Source organism: Paenibacillus mesophilus, assembly GCF_005938385.1.
In the GTDB taxonomy this organism is placed as follows: Bacteria; Bacillota; Bacilli; order Paenibacillales; family NBRC-103111; genus Paenibacillus_AB; species Paenibacillus_AB mesophilus.
On sequence record NZ_VCRA01000003.1, the window covers coordinates 142,164 to 159,492 of the forward strand.

Annotated in this window: 19 protein-coding genes and 1 other annotated feature; of the genes, 3 read left to right on the forward strand and 16 right to left on the reverse strand. The window is 52.3% G+C overall.

The window, feature by feature from the left end; genetic code table 11:
* Positions 1-3: 3 nt before the first annotated feature.
* The 12 genes from FE783_RS05875 to FE783_RS05925 form a co-directional block, all read right to left on the reverse strand.
* Positions 4-915: a YIEGIA family protein gene (locus FE783_RS05875; RefSeq protein WP_138878418.1), complete on the reverse strand. Its 912-nt coding sequence runs from the start codon at positions 913-915 to the stop codon at positions 4-6.
* Positions 912-1,541, reverse strand: a complete 630-nt coding sequence (locus tag FE783_RS05880; RefSeq protein ID WP_138878419.1) for a YphA family membrane protein — start codon at positions 1,539-1,541, stop codon at positions 912-914. The genes FE783_RS05875 and FE783_RS05880 overlap by 4 nt, the downstream gene beginning before the upstream one ends.
* Positions 1,542-1,665: 124 nt before the next feature.
* Positions 1,666-2,892, reverse strand: coding sequence for a 30S ribosomal protein S1 (rpsA, locus tag FE783_RS05885; RefSeq protein ID WP_138878420.1), 1,227 nt, complete (start codon positions 2,890-2,892; stop codon positions 1,666-1,668).
* Between the two features lie 122 nt (positions 2,893-3,014).
* Complete coding sequence (locus FE783_RS05890; protein WP_138878421.1) at positions 3,015-3,593, reverse strand: lysophospholipid acyltransferase family protein; 579 nt, start codon at positions 3,591-3,593, stop codon at positions 3,015-3,017.
* Positions 3,593-4,276 (reverse strand): (d)CMP kinase, encoded by a 684-nt coding sequence (gene cmk, locus FE783_RS05895; protein WP_138878422.1) that lies wholly within the window; start codon positions 4,274-4,276, stop codon positions 3,593-3,595. The genes FE783_RS05890 and cmk overlap by 1 nt, the downstream gene beginning before the upstream one ends.
* 153 nt (positions 4,277-4,429) lie before the next feature.
* A complete protein-coding gene (locus FE783_RS05900) occupies positions 4,430-4,678 on the reverse strand; it encodes a hypothetical protein (RefSeq protein WP_138878423.1) in 249 nt (82 codons plus the stop codon).
* Between the two features lie 77 nt (positions 4,679-4,755).
* On the reverse strand, positions 4,756-5,409 hold the full coding sequence (locus FE783_RS05905; protein ID WP_202916139.1) for a flagellar brake protein: 654 nt from the start codon (positions 5,407-5,409) through the stop codon (positions 4,756-4,758).
* Positions 5,410-5,721: 312 nt separating this feature from the next.
* Positions 5,722-7,074, reverse strand: coding sequence for a germination protein YpeB (ypeB, locus tag FE783_RS05910; protein ID WP_138878424.1), 1,353 nt, complete (start codon positions 7,072-7,074; stop codon positions 5,722-5,724).
* A 130-nt stretch (positions 7,075-7,204) separates the two neighbouring features.
* Complete coding sequence (locus FE783_RS37915) at positions 7,205-7,357, reverse strand: hypothetical protein (protein ID WP_202916140.1); 153 nt, start codon at positions 7,355-7,357, stop codon at positions 7,205-7,207.
* A 55-nt stretch (positions 7,358-7,412) separates the two neighbouring features.
* Positions 7,413-8,108, reverse strand: coding sequence for a glutamic-type intramembrane protease PrsW (prsW, locus tag FE783_RS05915; RefSeq protein WP_138878425.1), 696 nt, complete (start codon positions 8,106-8,108; stop codon positions 7,413-7,415).
* A 116-nt stretch (positions 8,109-8,224) separates the two neighbouring features.
* Complete coding sequence (locus FE783_RS05920; RefSeq protein ID WP_138878426.1) at positions 8,225-8,827, reverse strand: genetic competence negative regulator; 603 nt, start codon at positions 8,825-8,827, stop codon at positions 8,225-8,227.
* A gap of 270 nt (positions 8,828-9,097) precedes the next feature.
* Entirely contained in the window at positions 9,098-9,394 is a 297-nt protein-coding gene (locus tag FE783_RS05925) for a hypothetical protein (protein WP_138878427.1), read from the reverse strand.
* Between the two features lie 162 nt (positions 9,395-9,556).
* Between FE783_RS05925 and FE783_RS05930 the strand changes: the two genes are divergently transcribed.
* Positions 9,557-10,330: a polysaccharide deacetylase family protein gene (locus FE783_RS05930; protein ID WP_138878428.1), complete on the forward strand. Its 774-nt coding sequence runs from the start codon at positions 9,557-9,559 to the stop codon at positions 10,328-10,330.
* Here the strand turns inward: FE783_RS05930 and FE783_RS05935 are convergent.
* On the reverse strand, positions 10,287-10,493 hold the full coding sequence (locus FE783_RS05935; RefSeq protein ID WP_138878429.1) for a hypothetical protein: 207 nt from the start codon (positions 10,491-10,493) through the stop codon (positions 10,287-10,289). The genes FE783_RS05930 and FE783_RS05935 overlap by 44 nt on opposite strands.
* Complete coding sequence (locus FE783_RS05940; RefSeq protein ID WP_138878430.1) at positions 10,480-11,088, reverse strand: CPBP family intramembrane glutamic endopeptidase; 609 nt, start codon at positions 11,086-11,088, stop codon at positions 10,480-10,482. The genes FE783_RS05935 and FE783_RS05940 overlap by 14 nt, the downstream gene beginning before the upstream one ends.
* A 79-nt stretch (positions 11,089-11,167) precedes the next feature.
* Between FE783_RS05940 and FE783_RS05945 the strand changes: the two genes are divergently transcribed.
* Complete coding sequence (locus FE783_RS05945; protein WP_138878431.1) at positions 11,168-12,094, forward strand: hypothetical protein; 927 nt, start codon at positions 11,168-11,170, stop codon at positions 12,092-12,094.
* Between the two features lie 311 nt (positions 12,095-12,405).
* Positions 12,406-12,645: a binding site (T-box leader), on the forward strand.
* 124 nt (positions 12,646-12,769) lie between these two features.
* On the forward strand, positions 12,770-14,362 hold the full coding sequence (gene serA, locus FE783_RS05950; protein WP_138878432.1) for a phosphoglycerate dehydrogenase: 1,593 nt from the start codon (positions 12,770-12,772) through the stop codon (positions 14,360-14,362).
* Between the two features lie 412 nt (positions 14,363-14,774).
* Here serA and FE783_RS05955 read toward each other — a convergent pair whose 3' ends face one another.
* Both FE783_RS05955 and FE783_RS05960 read right to left on the reverse strand, forming a co-directional pair.
* The gene (locus FE783_RS05955) at positions 14,775-16,586 is read right to left on the reverse strand and encodes an ATP-binding protein (RefSeq protein WP_138878433.1); all 1,812 of its coding nucleotides are present in this window, start codon (positions 16,584-16,586) and stop codon (positions 14,775-14,777) included.
* Between the two features lies 1 nt (position 16,587).
* Positions 16,588-17,307 (reverse strand): response regulator transcription factor, encoded by a 720-nt coding sequence (locus FE783_RS05960; protein WP_138878434.1) that lies wholly within the window; start codon positions 17,305-17,307, stop codon positions 16,588-16,590.
* Positions 17,308-17,329 lie beyond the last annotated feature (22 nt).

Genomic DNA, 17,329 nt, shown 5'->3' on the forward strand with positions numbered 1-17,329 from the left:
CGCTCATGCTCCCCCCTTATTCGGCTGCGCTCCGGACTCGGAAGGCATTCTTACCGCGCTCTCCAGCAGCGGGACGCGAAGAAGCACTTGCCTCGCTTTCTCGGCATCACGCTCCTGCGGCAGGATGAACAAACCGAGACGGCCATCCTTCATATCGAGCTTGCCGAGTGGAACGAGAGACGGCTCTCCTGAATCTCGATACACCCCGAGAATCGTAGCCAAGTCATGCAGCATCGCCTGACGCTGACCCAAATTTGCGAGCGATACCCGGAAGTTGCGGTTTTTCGGCTTTACGATCAGCCCCAGCGCGTGCTCGCGTATGACGTCGCGGTCTGCCGACAGTCCCACGTTCATGATGTAAATGTCGCCGACATATAAATCCGGCCCTTCCATCACGACGTCGGCAATCTCGACATCGGCCGCATGGGATATCGACTTCCCGGATTTAAACCATTGGGAGATCAGAATCGCCGCGGTGCCGAACACGATTCCCCAATAAGGGCCCCACAATATCGTGAATAACGAGCCGGTGAACGCGGTGAAGATGACCAAATAATTACGGCCCTCGAACACCATGGCGATCCCTTCGATGTAAGTGCCGCCCCGGGGTACGAGCTCCATCTCGTCCAGCTTCGTGAGCGTGTTGCGCTCCATATTGCGCACATCCCGGAACTGTTGGGCCGCTACCGTCAAAAAAGTAATCGCCGTGTAGTTTTTATCGAACAGCGAAGGAACGGCTACCGCTCCCAAGGCGGCGGCGATCACTCCGAGCGAGATGTGGATAATCCGGCCGTGCGGATAAGTCGGATATTGCCTGTAATCGGTACGCAGCATCGTGAGTCTGGCGAGCATGCCGAACACGACACCGACGATAATGCCTGCCGTGTAGCGATGCTCGAACAAATGATCGGTCATTTTCTCAACCCTCTCCACCGGTCCATAATACTTTTGGAAGCGTAACGCACGGAAGCGGCCGCATTTTCACCCGCCACTGCAATCATTCTCGCGGCAAAAACAGTCAGCCACCATTCATCCTGAAACTGAAGTCCGCCGAACGGAACGGCTGTGCGATCCGGGTGCACGAGCCTGTACAAAGCGCTGCCGCACAATAAAGCGAGGCTTAAGCAGGCAATTTGATCCTTCGCTTTGCGGATGAGAACGGCCGCGAGCATTGCCGCTATCCAAGCCGTGCCCGCCCAGCTCCGGTATGGCAGAAGAAACGGGTCCAAGTCCCCCAAATGCTTCAATAAATAATATACCGAAGCGAGAAACAGACTGAGGGAAACATAGTGCAGTCCCGTAACGATCGAGCGGCGGTCAAGCAAAATCGGCATGGCGACGGCGAAGAGGACGACAACCGTGCCGTTGATCTCGATACCGTCCCTCAAGCGGAAATGAAACAGCCCCGACAAACACCATGCCGTAAAAAAGATCACGATCGCGTAATGCGGGATTCCGGGCAGCAGCATCGATTTCCAACCGCTGGCAAGCAAAATAAGCGTGATGGAAATCAAAATGAATGTCAAAAAACCGGGATTCATTTTAAGTTCACCTAGAAAAGTATGTCGTGCTTGTTAGTATTTGTGACTCTTCCGCTTTTAATCCCGGAGAGCATCGGTTAAAACAAAAAGACGGTTTCCCGAGGAAACCGTCCCGTCGCTTCTTTTATTTGAACTTGCTGAGCTTGTCGCCGAACCGTTCGCCGAGCGTCATGCTCAGGCTTTCCCGTGGAGGAATCGGCTCGCTGCTGTTATTCCCGCGGGATCCGCCGCGCTCGCGGTCCGGTTTGCGCTCCGGCTTCGCTTGCGCTTCAGGCGCTTCTTCCGTTTCCTTGATGCTAAGGGAAACCCGCTTCTCGGCCGGATTGAAGTCCAAAATTTTGACGCTCACTTCTTGACCGTCCTTCAGCACTTCATGCGGAGTGCCGATATGACGGTGAGCGATTTGAGAAATATGAACGAGCCCTTCAACGCCCGGAGCGATTTCGACAAATGCGCCGAAGCTGACGAGGCGTTTAACCGTACCCGTTACGATCTCACCCGGTTGGAACTTGTCGGCCGCTTGCTGCCAAGGACCCGGTTGGGTGGCGCGGATGCTCAGGCTGATCCGGTCGTTCTCCGGGTCTACCTTCAACACTTGCACCTGAACCTTGTCGCCCTCTTGAACAACCTCGGAAGGCTGCTGCACATGATGCCAAGCCATTTCGGAAATGTGAACCAATCCGTCGATGCCGCCGATATCGACGAACGCGCCGAACTGGGTCAACCGTTGCACGGTTCCGTCCAGCTGTTGGCCGACCTTCAGCTCGCCCATCAGCTTCTTCTTGTTTGCTTCGAATTCTTCGTCGAGCACGTCCTTTTGGGAAAGAACGACTTTGTTTTTCTCGCGGTCGAGTTCTTTCACCTTCAGGCGGAGCGTGCGTCCTTTATAATCCGAGAAATCTTCCACGAAATGGCGCTCGACCATCGATGCCGGTACGAAGCCGCGCAGACCTACGTCCACGACGAGACCGCCCTTTACGACTTCCTTGACTTGAGCTTCGATGACGGTGCCGGCTTCCAGCTTCGCCTGCAGCTCGGTCCACGATTGCTCGCTGTCGACGGCCCGCTTGGACAGAAGCAGCTTTTCCTTGTTATCGTCCAGACTAAGCACTTTCAATTCGAGCTCCTGACCGATTTGTACCGCATCGGCTGCATTGTCCAGGCTGACATTGGACAATTCCTTGAGCGGAATAATGCCGTCGTATTTATAACCAATATCGACAATGGCTTGGTTATCTTCAATTTTTACGATTTTTCCTTTGACGACATCGCCTTTTTTGTAAGCAACTACGTTGGACAAATCTTGATCTGCGGCTTCCGCGGTTTCCTGAACTTTGATTTCTTCTGACATTTGATTACCTCCTCGACTGACAACCCTAACTGATCACCAAACATTATAGCTTAGTATAATTCCAAGATACCATTTCCATACGCGCGAATCAACGTATGGGCGGCATCCGGATGTTGAACGTTTTACGAATGAGCTTCGATCAATTTTCTTATGGATGCCATAATATGCTCGGTGGCCTGTTCGAGCGAATCCGAATTTCCCGCTTCTCTCATGGCGGACAAGTCGACCGGCTTGCCGTATACGACTTTCAATTTGCCGAACAATTTGTACTTCCCGATAATGGCAACCGGTATGACGGTCGCCCCGGAACGTACGGCGAGGCTTGCCGCGCCTTTCTTGCCCATGCCGCCTCCCCGGGTGCCTTCCGGGAAAATGCCGAGCACGCCGCCATCGCCGAGCAGCTGCAGCGCATGACGGATCGACTCTTTGCTGACGCCTCCCCTTTTGACGGGAAATGCGCCCAGGTTTGCGATAAGCGGTCCGAACAACGGAATTTTGAACAATTCCGCCTTGGCCATAAAAAACACTTTGCGTTCCAGAGGCGTTCCGACCAGCGGCGGATCCAATGTGCTGATATGATTCGAGCACAGAATGACCGCTCCTTCGGCCGGAACGTTGGCCCGACCGGATGCTTGTATCCGGAAAAACGTTTTGAAGAAGACGCGGCATACCCACCTGCCGAATCGGTACAACTTCGTCATTATCGAATCCCCTTGCCTTCCGCCGATTTCGCGAGCTCCAGTATACGATCCGCCACCTGCGGAATGGACATGCCGCTCGTATCCACCAGCACGGCGTCAGCCGCTTTCACGAGAGGAGAAGCTTCACGCTGCTCGTCCATCCTGTCCCGCTCGGCAATTTCTTTCTCCAGCTGCTCGAGCGAAACGTTCTCGTGCTTCGCCTTCATCTCCAAGAAACGGCGCTCGGCACGCTCCTTGACGCTTGCGGTCAAAAATATTTTCAACTCGGCGTCCGGCATGACATGTGTTCCGATATCCCTTCCGTCCATCACAACCCCTTTGGCTTTCGCCATCTCCTGCTGCTTGGCTACGAGCAGACGGCGAATTTCCGGAATGGCCGCGACCGCTGACACGTTCTGGTTGACGGCGACCGATCGGATGAAGTCGGTGACGTCTTCTCCATTCAACAGAACCTGCTGGGATGCCTCCCCCGGAAGCAGCTCGATGCGGAGCGCGGAAGCCAACTGTACAAGGTCCTCTTTGCGTTCGGGAGATATTCCCGATTGAAGCGCTTTCCACGTAACGGCTCGATACATCGCTCCGGTATCGACGTAAATGAAGCCCAGCTGCTTCGCCACGAGTCGGGCGACGGTGCTTTTGCCGGCAGCTGCGGGCCCATCGATCGCTATATTCAATTTTTCCAACGGAAAGCGTCCTCCTTGCGGGTCGTTCTCGCGATGAATTACAAAAAAAGCAGGCCAAGCCTGCATCTCGATGAAAATTATACCACACCGCCGGAACCGTTGCAAAAGAAGTCTTGCATTTACCCTTCGTGAAGGGGCTTTCGGGCAAAAAAATTACGACCCGTGTCCCGGGCCGCTTCGTTCGAACGGAATGCCTTCCAAACGTTCCACCTTTACCGCCCACTGCCGAATGGAAGGGACGGACAGCAGCAGTTGCGCGGCTATCAACAGAGCGAGACCGGTCCATATCGCTCTGCGAAGCAGCCGCTCCACCCGGTTGGACACTTCCACGAATTGCGCTTCATATTCTTCGGCACGCGTCGGCTGTATGGACTGCTGCCGCTCGTCATCGATGTTGGACATTGGGGTTCCCACCGTTCGCGGTTTTGTGATGCAGTATCCCCATATAGCCAACTTCTCAAACGGACGGTCGTACCGCCTTACCTTTTGCGGAAATCGAGCTGACGCTCGAAGCAATAGCGGATTATGCGCTGCCGCTCCACATCGGCTATTTCCGTAAACTGTACCATAACGACCAGCTTCCCGCTCTCAAGCGGTTTGATCCGCACGATTTCGCCCTTGAAGTTGGCGTGCTCGATCGATCCGTTGCGGTACGGTACAAGCAGCCAGCAATTCAGTATATCGTGCGCTTTGATCGGAAATCGGCTTTCGCACAAAAACGATATTCCCCCGCCGCCAACATCGTCGGTCATGGCCGTAAACATAATTTGCTCCGTTACTTTAACGGCTATTTCCAATTCGCCCGGCACGCGCAAAAAGTTGCGGCGCTGCACCTTCGTTATTTGATCGGGCTCCGGCGGCTTGATCAGGACGAGCCGGATTACTTCTTCCTTGAAACCGAGAATGACGGTGTTGAAGTAATTTTTCACTCCGCCTTCCGTAATAAAGTGGGCGTTGATCTGGTCGCCCGCATACAACCTCTTCAATTTCCCGGTCCCGACCTGGATTGGAACTTCCATGGAAATATAATTCGCGTTAACATCCGCTATACGCGATTTGTAAACCAATTGAGCTTCTTCAGGATCGATCGAGTTCACCTGTATATATAAAATTTCGTTCACCTTTGGAAGCACGCCAATGGACCTCCCAATCACATATGTAATACTTTAGACCTATAAATGCCGATGTAGTCCTATTATATCATGGCAGCGGCGGGATAGAACAACAAAAATTGCCGCGGCCGAAAAAAGGATAAATCTAATGAAAGAAAAACGTCTATCGACGTCCTTCAAGGAAGTGCGACCGCGATTTAAAAGGTAGTTTTTCTTGGTAAAGAATGTCGCATTTCGCTTTAACACTTTAGCGAACCTAAACATTCTTTAACAATAAACAAAGAAGAGAAAGCCGTCAAGACGGCCCTCTCCTCTTATCATCCGCTTCGAAATTTATGAAGAAACTTCCCCATCCGTCTGCTTCAGCTGCTCCACCTTCTCCTCCGCACCGGTATCCCCATTTATGTAAATCCGGTATATCGAGCCGTTTACACGTCCCGTAAACTGATAGCAGAGCACCTCTTGATCGATATCGTTTTTGATTAACGCGAGCGAATCGCCGCTAATTTTGAAGTTCGAGTTCAACGATTTTTTCGCTTGCTCGAGCGTCATCGCCGGATTTTTCAGATCGCGCTTTTTGTGCTCGAAAATATAGTCCGCCGCTTGCAGGCCCACTACTTCTCCGTTGTCCAGAGCCACTTTCACCGTTAATTTGTCCGGAAAAACGATGACGTCGTTTTGCTTGGCCGCGAACGTCAGATTGGCAACATTATGGTAAGCGTCGAAACTGATCGGCGTCATCCCGGGATAATCGTGCGCATCGAGAAACGACTGCGCGACTTGGCGGGCTTGGTCCGGATTTACCGCCGGCTCGCCGATGCTGCGGTTATCCATGAACCAGATCAGCTGTCCGCCTTTTTTCGTAAAATCCATCGCCACTTCGCTGCCGCTTTCGTTTTTGGCCGATAGGCTGTAGGAGTTGTATTCGGTGCCGCTGCCGTTCTCCACGACGCGAATATCCGACAGCGTCCGTCCGTTCATCATTTGCGCCGCTTTTTGTTTGATCTCGTCCTCCGTCGTTTCGTTGCCGGAGAGCGCCGAGTACGTTCGTTTCTCGAACATGGCGGACATGGACGGGCCCCAGTTCACTTCTTCATACTCGCTTACTTTCTTGTCCACTGTCTGAAAGCCGTCGATAATCGTATTGTCGAGCATCTTCTGCTCGGAGGCGAGCGCCACTTCCACGTCCATCCAGCGCAAGCTGCTGGCAATGACTTTGGACTGCACGTCGCGCAAATCTTTCGATATTTCTTTGGAATGCTCGTATAGAGCGGTCAACGTTTTCATTTCTTCCTCGTTCAAAGGCTCGTTCGTCAAATCTCTGACTGCGGCCCGGTACGAGAAGTTGGAAATGTTGCTCAGCAGCTCCTCCGTTTTGTTGAACGGCAGCAGCGTAAGCGGCAGCTGGTTGATCTCGCTCTGTGCCTGGCTGGTCAACCTCCAGACGTTGATGAGACCTTTCCGCTGCGAAGCATAGGAAGCCGAATTAAGCGCGAGCGTATTCCCGAGCTCCGTATGCAGCTTGTCCACGTGAAACGACAAGTCGTGGAACGCCCGTTGATACTGGTTTTCCGCTTTGATCAAAATCGAATTTTTCTCCTGGTTGACTTGGTACCCCCATAACACGGCTCCGATCAGCAATACGGTCATGATCGGGAACATGATGGCGCTAAGCCTTCTGTACATATTGAGCCAGCTCCTTCCTTTGCCACATTTGAGAATAGCTTTCGCCGGAGGAGAAACCTTTATGCACAAGACGACTCCAAGGGAACAAAAAAAAGAAGCTTTGCCCATGCAAGCTTCTTCGGCGGAGCGACTACTCCATCTCGATATCGAAATCGCTCTTATTGTTGCATAAACATTGCTTGAAGCCGGTCTCGACGCGCTCCTTCTCTTTCCTGCCGCGCAGCACGAACTTTTCTCCGCAATGCTTGCACCGTATTCTCACCTTGACACGAAGTCCGTTCATGGAAACCTCCGAATGGCAGCATTAATGCCTTTACCCGGAAGTATAACCCATTTTTTCACATTTTAATCTCTTCTTCCCTGCGGACGGCTCGGAACGGAGACTTTGCATTGGCCCGATTGACATTGCCCATCCCCCGCACCCACAAGAACACCATGAGCGGCACGATAAGCCAAACCCAATACGTCTTCGTTTGCAATAATATATAATCGAACAACCCGTGCCAAACAATCGGGATCGCGAGCGATTTGAGCAACAGCCAGTTTTTGCTTGCGGGATCCCCGAACTTCGCCTTTCCCATGTAATATCCCATCATGACGGCAAATAAGGCATGACCGGAAACGGGCAAAAAGGCGCGAAACAGCAGTGCGGAGAACGAGAACGAATTCAGCAGGGCGTATATGACGTTCTCCAGCGTGGCGAATCCTAACGATACGGACACCGCATAGACGATCGCATCGTACGGCTCGTCAAACACCGTATGCTTATAAATGGCATAGTATAGGATGAACCATTTCAGAAATTCCTCGACGGCGCCCGTAATGCCGAACGCGAACAGGAAAGGACTCTCCCCCAATCCGACCACGAGCGTACGTTGGAGCACCATCGTCGGGAAGACGAGCAGAACTCCGTACAAAAAGACGCGGGCGACCATATGGATTGGCTCGGAGTCATACAGATCTTTCAAATAGAAGTAAACGAGCAATGCGATGCCCGGCGCCACGGCGGCCGTGATGACCGAGAGCCACTCCATACGTCTATCCCTCCTTTTGCTGATGAACATAGGAAAAAGCATCCGCAAAAACGTCCGTTTTCGAAGATGCTGATTTATCCGAATTCGAGCAAACTCGATTTATGACGACCCGCGGATCATTTATGGAAATGCTCGCATAGAACGCGGATTGCGGAGTCATCGATTACCCGTTTGCCATACTCGTCCAACACTGCGGTTGTTACCGAAGTAGCATCCCCGTACTCGGACAATATGGCGATGAGAGCTTGATAATGCGGCTCCTCCATCTCTTCGGGGTCGATTTGCAAGATCCACTTGTTCTTATAGGAATAGAGTACCCCTTCGGCAACGCCGATACGCGACGCTACATGAGAAGCCTTCAGCAAATGCTCGAAGTCATGGAACGCATAAGAGATGATGTCGCTTTGTTCGAGCGTAACTTCCATCTCGTACACTTCTTCCGCTTCTTCCTCGTCAACCGGGTCGGAAACGTTCTGCACCTTGCCCCGGGTCACGATGACGACCATACCCTGCGCCTGAAGAGAGAACACCTCTACCGCAAGCGGGCCTGAAGCATCGAATCCGAGCTCGGAATGAGCTTGCTCCATCATTTCGCTGAACAGCTCATGGACTTTCGGTATTTCGCGCCACATGTCCTCTTTCTGTATACCGCGCTCCGTTAGGTCGTCGAATGTCAGGAAAATCCGTATCTTATCCCCACTTAAGCGTTCAATTCTCATGACAGGACCTCCCTCCCACTTCTGATAACAGAGTATGATGCGATTCGACGATTGGTGAGCCAAAGATAACGGGCATGTATAAACTATGTTACCATGTTTTCGAGGGTGATGCACTATAAAAGTTCACTTTACTCAATTATCGGGCCGCCCTATTTTTCCCTTGTCCCGTAATGTTTCTTATGTACGCGCGACACTTGCTGGATCCGCGAAAATACACGGTAATGCAAAAAGTCCGGCTCGGGTAGAGACGGACTTTTTGCATGGGTTTGCTTACTGAGTCATGTACGATTGTTCCGATTTGTTCATAATTTCATCAACTTGGCTTTTGACGGTCGGATCATCTTTGATCAATTGTTCCACTTCATTCATACCGGCTGCGTTCCAATCACTTCCGGAAAATTTGTTGCTTGCGGCGTTGACGTTGGTTTTGGCCGAATGAGCCCCTTTGCCTGCCGAATGGCTCGATCGATTCGATAATCCGGCGAAAGAAAACGATCTGTTGCTGTTGAAATAAACGACGGCAGCCGCGCCGACCAAACCGCCGAATAAGAATGCGCCCATTCTCATTGCTTGTCCCTCCTGATTATCTGATATGACATCATAATTAGCATATCCGTCCGGCGGAGGGTCATTCGTGATAAAAACAGGAAGTACGCGAAATAATATGCTGATGATTGCGCTACAACACGACATGAGCCTGCATCAACATCAGGAGGAGATATACGCCAAATGAAGACTAGTCGAATATGGGGGCAAGCTTTGGCAGCGGCTGTTCTGCTTATAATTTTGTGGACCGCCGGAAGCACCGTTCAAGCCGCGGGTAAACCGGAAATCGCCAAGTTATACAAAATGAACAACCATTATGATATCGTTCCGATCGACCCGTCCGGCAATAAAAAAGTGGTCTTATTGACGTTCGACGATGGACCGAAGGACAAGACGCGGATCGAACAGATTCTGGCCGCGCTCGATAAACATAAGGCCAAGGCGATTTTTTTCGTTAATGGCTATCGGGTCCGGAACAATCCGGAGCTGCTGAAGCTGCTGCATGATAGAGGCCATACGATCGGCAATCATTCCTGGGACCATATCGATTTGAAGAAGGAGCAAGCCGAACGGATTACCCGACAAATCCAAGACGTTCAACAAATTGTCAAAAGTACGATCGGAGTTGATCCGAAGTTTTTTCGCCCTCCGTTCGGATCCTCCAATGAATTCGTCAAAAAGCTGGTCAAGGACGAAGGCATGCTGTTCATGACTTGGTCCAACGGCTCGGAGGACTGGCTCTCGTCGAACCGGACGCCAGAGGGTGTGGTCGGACGCGTGCTGGAGCAGCTTCACCCGGGCAGCAACATCCTGATGCACGAATTGCCTTGGACGGCTCATGCGCTCGACGAGTTGTTGACGAAGCTGGCGGATCGAGGGTACGGGTTCGTCGACCCCGACTCCATCGATACGACTATTTCAGCATTTGTTCCCCGTACAGCTGATACCAGAAAATGATGCCCATCGTAAGCAAAACGAGCAGCACGACGAGGCTGGCATGAAAAATGCGCGTCGCTTTGGTGTTGTCCGACGAATGGATGACGCGTCTCGGGGGAAGACGCATATCTTCTTCGCTCGGCATACTGCGCGCCGTATCTTCGGAATAGTCAGCCTTCTCCAAGTTCTTCATCCTTCCGGTAACGTATGATGCATCCCATCACGAAATCGATTATGAAATGAGCGGCGATCGGCGCCCAGAGCGAACCGGTCCACGAATACAAGCTGCCCAGACCGTAGCTGATCGCGAAAACCATCCCCGTCATGAGCCAGTGACGCAAATAACGGATATGAATCGCGGCGAACAGGATACTGGTCCAGTACGGTCCGAACGCATGCTGAATCGCGCCGCGGAACAACAACTCCTCGCACACGGCCACAACGAACGAAAGAACGGCGATATGCCATAACGGACGCTGGCCGAACAGCTTCTTATTAATCCCCCCGTCATCCGTCACTTCTTCCGGAACCCATCTGGCGATCAGAAAGTCGAAGATCAGTACGCCTGCAGCAAAAACGACAGCCCACCCCCAAGCGGATATATGCTCGGGAAACCGCAACAAAGAAAATAAACTTTGGGACTGAAAAAACACGATCGAAATGCCGAGAATACATGTAATGGCTTGCGTCAAGTACAAATTGACGAGAAGCATCCGGTCATCCAGCTCGCTCGGGTCGACTTGGCGAATCCGGATGTTTCTGAAGTTTATTTTTTTCATGTTTCCTCCGGGATACACGGTTCACATTTTGGGTATTTTCACCTATACTTAGTTCAAATACGGGTCAAGGAGTCATGGCATGGATAAGCGTCTAAACCGTTCGGACTATTTCTTTTCACTCATCTTCGTCTTTTTGCTCGTCTGCGTGGCCGGCGCTTTCTTCTTCGGAGTCGAGCTCGGCCAAACTCGCACGGAATCGAAATACAACGCCTTAATGGCCAAGCAGGAAGAAGCGGCCAAAAAGCCCGGAGCTTACGATCAACAGCATCTCGTCTCTTTCTACCATACGATATACGCGCCTTACCGCGAATTTACGAACAGATGGTTCGACAAGCTGAAGGAGGTCGAGCTTCAAGGCGACGCGGCGGATCCTTCATCGGTCATGAAAGATTTGTCGAAGACGGCAAGCGACAAATATGACGAAATATCGAAGTCCGTTACGCCGGAAACTTCCCCGCTTCTGGGAGAAGCGCACCAAAATTTGTTGAAAGGCCTCCGGCTGTTCTCGGATACGGCCAAAAAATTTCAAGCGAAAGCAAACTCGATGCATCCGAGCGTATTGCTGACCGAAGTCGACAAGGACGCCTTCTTTCTGGAAGCCAAAAAGTTTGCGCTTCAAGGCCAGCAGCAATATTACACGGCTATCGTCAAATGGAACGAGTCGGTCGATCCTCAAGTGCAGGGCACCGGCTTGCTCGCTCAACAGTCCTTTACGCTTAAAGACTGGAGCCAGATGAGCCTTAACGTCAAAAATGTCGTAGTGTCCACCATCCTGATGAACGAAAAGCGGTACTTGTCCCTGTATCCGCAAGACATGACGGTGCGAATCGACGAAATGATCTCGAACGGGCAAGCCAAAAAAATGAACCTGAACGACATTCAGGCGATTACCGATTTGCTTGCCGACACGAACGCAGCCCGCAAAGGCGACTTTATAGCCCGCAAGGACAAATGGTACGCGGGCGAGACGAAACCGCAGCTTCCCTTCTTCTACGAAAATAAATAGGAAAACGTTTCATCGCACTTCTTTGAAGATATCGAAAAATGTCGGCAAATTCAAGGAAAACCCGGGGGCTCTCCCAAAAGTACTCGGAATTTACTACGAAAGCCCGCTTCACTTTTGGGGCTGGTTTTCGGGGGCTCCCCCAAAAGTACCCGGAATTAGCTACGAAGGCTTGCTTCACTTTTGGGGGACTAATTTGTGTCCATTTTTTGACGGTAACCGTTTTCCAGCGTTTCCCGATGTCATAAATATGTCTTAAAATAATTGACACATCCAAACCTGACATGATAAAGTTATTAAAAATGAAACCACAAGAAACGATAATGACGGAGATTAGTATAATGGAGCCCTGCAGAAAGCCGGTGGTCGCTGCGAACCGGTGGCGTTCCTTGTACGATCCACTCCCGAGTCGATGCGCGAACGATTTCTCTTAAGCGCAAACGGTAGAGCCCGTTAACGCTCCTGGTCGGCCGATTGGTTTGACCGAGTAAGGCTGGACGTGTGAGCGTCCTGCGAATTAGGGTGGCACCGCGAACCGAACTCTCGTCCCTATATACGGTATTCCGTATGGGACGGGAGTTTTTTGCATTCGTTCTTTTGGTCAAGGAACGGCTTCGTTACGTATTGCGCGGCAGTTCCAAACTCATACTGAAAGTAAGCTTAAGGAGGAGTATGAACATGTACAAAGTATTGGTATCGGATCCGATCAGCGATCTGGGATTGCAGCAGCTGACGGACGCAAGCGATGTGGAAATTGTTAAAAAGACAGGGCTTGGCGAGGATGAACTCGTTTCGATCATCGGTCAATTCGACGCTTTGCTCGTCCGCTCGCAAACCAAAGTTACCCGGCGCATTATGGAAGCCGGAACGCAGCTGAAGGTAATCGGCCGCGCGGGAGTCGGCGTCGACAACATCGATCTGGAAGCGGCAACGAGCCTCGGGATCGTCGTCATTAACGCTCCCGACGGCAATACGATAACGACGTGCGAGCATACGTTTGCGATGATGATGGCGCTGGCCCGCCATATTCCGCAAGCCTATATGAAGACCGTCACCGGCGAGTGGGACCGCAAATCTTTCGTCGGCGTCGAGCTGCGCAACAAGACGCTCGGCGTACTCGGACTCGGACGCATCGGCACCGAGGTTGCGAAGCGCGCCATCGCCTTCGGCATGAGTGTGCTCGGCTATGATCCGTTCATGACCGAGGAACGGGCGGAGAAGCTCGGAATCAAGCTGGCTTCGGTAGACGAGATCGTTCGGAACGCCGATTTCATGACCGTCCATACTCCGCTGACGAACGAGACGCATCATATGATTGCGCGTCCGCAATTCGAAGTGATGAAGAAAGGTATGCGCATCGTCAACTGCGCCCGCGGCGGCATTATTGACGAGCTCGCGCTCGTTGAAGCGGTTGATCAAGGGATTGTCCACGGAGCCGCATTCGACGTATTCGAGCATGAGCCTCCGGCAGCGGATCATCCGTTCCTGAAGCATCCGAAAATTATCGTTACGCCGCACTTGGGCGCATCTACGATCGAGGCACAGGAAAATGTGGCGATCGACGTGTCCGAGCAGGTTATTCACATTTTGCGCAACGAGCCGTTCAAAAACGCCGTCAACATGCCTCCGATTCCGGCCGAGCTGTTGAACAAAATACAGCCGTACTTCAAGCTTTGCGAGAAGCTGGGCAATTCCTTGGCGCAAATGACCGACGGCGCCGTTCGCGAGATTACGATCAATTACTCGGGGGAATTGGCCGATCTCGATACAAACCCGCTCACCCGTTACGTATTGAAGGGCGTTCTATCCCACCATTTGGGAGCTGAGCAGGTCAATGCAGTCAACTCGATGCATTTGGCCAAACAGCGCGACATCAACATCGTCATCCAAAAGTCGATCTCGACAAAAGGGTTCACGAACCGGATCACGCTAAGCCTGAAAACGAAAGAAGAGGAGCGCTGGCTCTCCGGCTCGCTGCTCGCGGGCTTCGGCGAACGCATCGTGCAAATCGGGCCATACCCGGTGGATATCGCTCCGGAAGGTCATTTGCTACTCATCTCGCATACCGACAAGCCCGGCATCATCGGACGAGTCGGCACCTTGCTCGGCAACAACGACGTCAATATCGCCACGATGCAGGTTGGCCGTACCGATGTCGGCGGCTCCGCCATCATGGTGCTGACAATCGACAAGCAGGCTCCGAAGGCCGTATTGGAACAGCTGTCCAACATGCCGGAAATTAAACGGGTAAGAGAGATCACCCTCGGTTAAGCCGCTTTAGGCCGCATTGTTTCACGTACAACAAGATTTGTCGCGTTCGTTCAACATATTCCTCCAAAGTAATTGCATTTCGGGGAAAAGCGGTGATAAAAAATGCGCTTTTTCTCTACTTTACGCAAAACAGGGCTGTTCCGATTCGTTTCGAAACAGCCCTTACTTTTATCGAGAAAATCAAAAGAGAGACTTGAAACACCAAGAGGAGTTGGGGAGGTACACGGAAAGCGAAGCGGCTGACTTTAAAATTGAGTAGTAACCGCTGAATTCTAATCAGACAACTCGATTTTAACGGAAGTGGAGTGTATTCCCCCACCCTTTGCCTTCACCGCTTCCTCTCTTTCCAGATTTTCTCCATTAACTCAGGGCTGTTCCGATTTGTATCGGAACAGCCCTGTTTTATTAACCTCTATGCTCTTTCCCTATTCGGGATTTTAATATAGAACGTCGTCCCCGCTCCAAGCTCGCTCTCGGCATGGATCGTCCCTTGGTGGGCGTCCACGATGTTTTTCACAATCGCGAGGCCGAGTCCGGTACCGCCCGAGGAACCCCGGGTCCGCGCTTTGTCTGCTTTATAGAACCGTTCGAAAATATACGGCAAATCTTCTCTCGGGATCCCTCGGCCCCGATCCACGATTTCGATCAGAACGCTCTGATCTTGCTCCTCGGCCTGGACGCGTATTTCGATCCACGCGCCTTCCGGCGTATGCCGTGCCGCGTTATCAAGCAAATTCGTCAAAACCTGTTCCAGCCTGTCTTCATCCGCATGCCGCAAAGTAATGCCGGTACCCGGAAACGTCAGCTTCAATACGATGCCCCGTTCCTTGCATAGAGCGCTGAACTTGCGGTGAACTCTTTGGATGAGCGGCTCCATGTCGAATTCACGGAAGTTTAGCTCCATATGCCCCGCTTCCATCCGGGCAAGATCGAGCAAATCTTTCACCAGCCGCCCCATCCGGAGCGATTCGTCGTGAATGACTTGGGCGAGCTCGCGCCGCTCCTCCGGGGTTGCCGCGATATCGTCGAGCAGCGCTTCGCTGTAGCCCTGAAGCATTGAAAGCGGCGTACGCAGCTCGTGCGACACATTCGCGACGAAATCTTTACGCAGCTTGTCCAGACGGTGCTCTTCCGTTACGTCGCGGAGGACGGCGACCGTTCCCCGCAATCCTTCCAACGAATAAAGCGGTGCCATGACTACGGAGTATACATTGCTGTGGACATGAACCGTCGACGTCACTTCTTTGTTGCCGCTCACGACTTCCGCGAACAAAGATTGAAGAGGCCCGGGGGCGAGCGATCCCTCCTCAGAAAAATCGCCATCTGCTTCCGCCCAGCCGAGCGTCCCCCATTCCTCGACGAGTCTTTCCCCTTGAGGATTGGTCAATATAACTCTACCGTCCGCATCCAGCGTAATCACCGCATCCGTCATGCTTCGCAGCACACTGGACAAGTGCTCTTTCTCGTGATTCAAAGCATTGATCGTCTCGTCCAACCGCCCGGTCATCTGATTGAAAGCGACCGCCAGCTCGCCGATTTCATCGGAGCCCGTAACCGGTACGCGCGTCTTATATTCGCCCAATGTAATGAAGTCCGCCGCTTTCTTCATTTGGATTAGCGGCTGCGTGATCCGGGTCGATAAAAAGAATGCGAACAATGTTGTCAGTAGGAAGCCGATGACGCCGGCAATGACGAACAAATTTTGAAAGTAAGCTTGCGTGTAATCGAGCGAGATTTGCGCTTGATACAGAATAACGATCCCCGTCACATTGCTGCTGGCGTTTTCCCGCTGAGGAACGGCGACGGCAAGAAATCGCTTGCCGGAGTGCGGATCGAAATAGATCGCCGGAGCCGTCCCGCCCTGCAGCACTTTCCCGAGCCTCTCAGGTTCGAACAGGTCGGTGGCATGCAGCTTCGGAATTTGCGTCACCTTGGAAGCCGGTATCGTCTCCTCCAGCCTTCTATCCAGGACGATCATAGCCGCATCTTGAGCATCCAGCAATTCCGCAACTGCATTGACGTACGAAAATTCCTCTTTATGAAGCGTAAGATCAATCGACACTTTCTCCGCCATCTTCTGCAGGCTGCGCTCCTGGTCTTTCGAGTTGGCGAAGTTCGTATCGAGAAATTGTCCCATAAAGACGCCGTTGATCACAAGAACAACGGCGACTAATCCGATAATGGTCATCCATAGCTTTCCGACTACGCTTTTCCACAGTTTCACTTTATTTCGGCACCTCGAGCTTGTACCCGACGCCCCATACGGTCGTAATCATCGAGGCCGCTTCGGGCGATACTTTATTCAGCTTCTCGCGAAGCCGCTTCACATGCGTATCGACGGTGCGCAAATCGCCGAAAAACTCGTAGTTCCATACATCCTTGAGCAAATCTTCCCGCGAGAACACTTTATCCGGCGATGTGGCCAAATAATGCAGCAGCTCGTATTCCTTCGGAGTCAATGCCACTTCCTGTCCGCCCGCCGTCACGCGATGGGCGTCATGCTCGATGATGAGATGCGGGAAGACGATGTTGTTGCTCGCATGAATCGCATCCTTCGCCAAGTAAGCGGTAGCCGAAGAACGGCGAAGAATCGCTTTTACCCGGTAAATCACTTCCCGGGGGCTGAACGGCTTGACCACATAATCGTCCGCGCCGACCTCGAACCCTTGCACCCGGTTCGCTTCCTCGCCTTTGGCGGTAAGCATGATGATCGGCGTCGCCTTAACTTGCCGCAGTCTCGCGCATACTTCCGTTCCGTCGATGCCGGGCAGCATCACGTCGAGCAATATCAGGTCGTAATCGCCCTCCAGCGCCTTCGTCAGCGCCGTCTCGCCGTCTTCCGCCTCGTCGATGACGTACCCTTCCTTCTCGAGATACATCCGCAGCAAGCGGCGAATCCGCTCTTCGTCGTCCACTACCAATATGCTCGCTTTCAAATCAACCATGTACTGTTCACCCTCCTTCTAA

Bases quoted from the DNA above. Each gene is read 5' to 3' on its own strand.
- FE783_RS05875 (WP_138878418.1), bottom strand. From the start codon at position 915: ATGACCGATCATTTGTTCGAGCATCGCTACACGGCAGGCATTATCGTC.
- FE783_RS05880 (WP_138878419.1), bottom strand. From the start codon at position 1,541: ATGAATCCCGGTTTTTTGACATTCATTTTGATTTCCATCACGCTTATT.
- rpsA (WP_138878420.1), bottom strand. From the start codon at position 2,892: ATGTCAGAAGAAATCAAAGTTCAGGAAACCGCGGAAGCCGCAGATCAA.
- FE783_RS05890 (WP_138878421.1), bottom strand. From the start codon at position 3,593: ATGACGAAGTTGTACCGATTCGGCAGGTGGGTATGCCGCGTCTTCTTC.
- FE783_RS05900 (WP_138878423.1), bottom strand. From the start codon at position 4,678: ATGTCCAACATCGATGACGAGCGGCAGCAGTCCATACAGCCGACGCGT.
- ypeB (WP_138878424.1), bottom strand. From the start codon at position 7,074: ATGTACAGAAGGCTTAGCGCCATCATGTTCCCGATCATGACCGTATTG.
- FE783_RS37915 (WP_202916140.1), bottom strand. From the start codon at position 7,357: ATGAACGGACTTCGTGTCAAGGTGAGAATACGGTGCAAGCATTGCGGA.
- prsW (WP_138878425.1), bottom strand. From the start codon at position 8,108: ATGGAGTGGCTCTCGGTCATCACGGCCGCCGTGGCGCCGGGCATCGCA.
- FE783_RS05920 (WP_138878426.1), bottom strand. From the start codon at position 8,827: ATGAGAATTGAACGCTTAAGTGGGGATAAGATACGGATTTTCCTGACA.
- FE783_RS05925 (WP_138878427.1), bottom strand. From the start codon at position 9,394: ATGAGAATGGGCGCATTCTTATTCGGCGGTTTGGTCGGCGCGGCTGCC.
- FE783_RS05930 (WP_138878428.1), top strand. From the start codon at position 9,557: ATGAAGACTAGTCGAATATGGGGGCAAGCTTTGGCAGCGGCTGTTCTG.
- FE783_RS05940 (WP_138878430.1), bottom strand. From the start codon at position 11,088: ATGAAAAAAATAAACTTCAGAAACATCCGGATTCGCCAAGTCGACCCG.
- FE783_RS05945 (WP_138878431.1), top strand. From the start codon at position 11,168: ATGGATAAGCGTCTAAACCGTTCGGACTATTTCTTTTCACTCATCTTC.
- serA (WP_138878432.1), top strand. From the start codon at position 12,770: ATGTACAAAGTATTGGTATCGGATCCGATCAGCGATCTGGGATTGCAG.
- FE783_RS05960 (WP_138878434.1), bottom strand. From the start codon at position 17,307: ATGGTTGATTTGAAAGCGAGCATATTGGTAGTGGACGACGAAGAGCGG.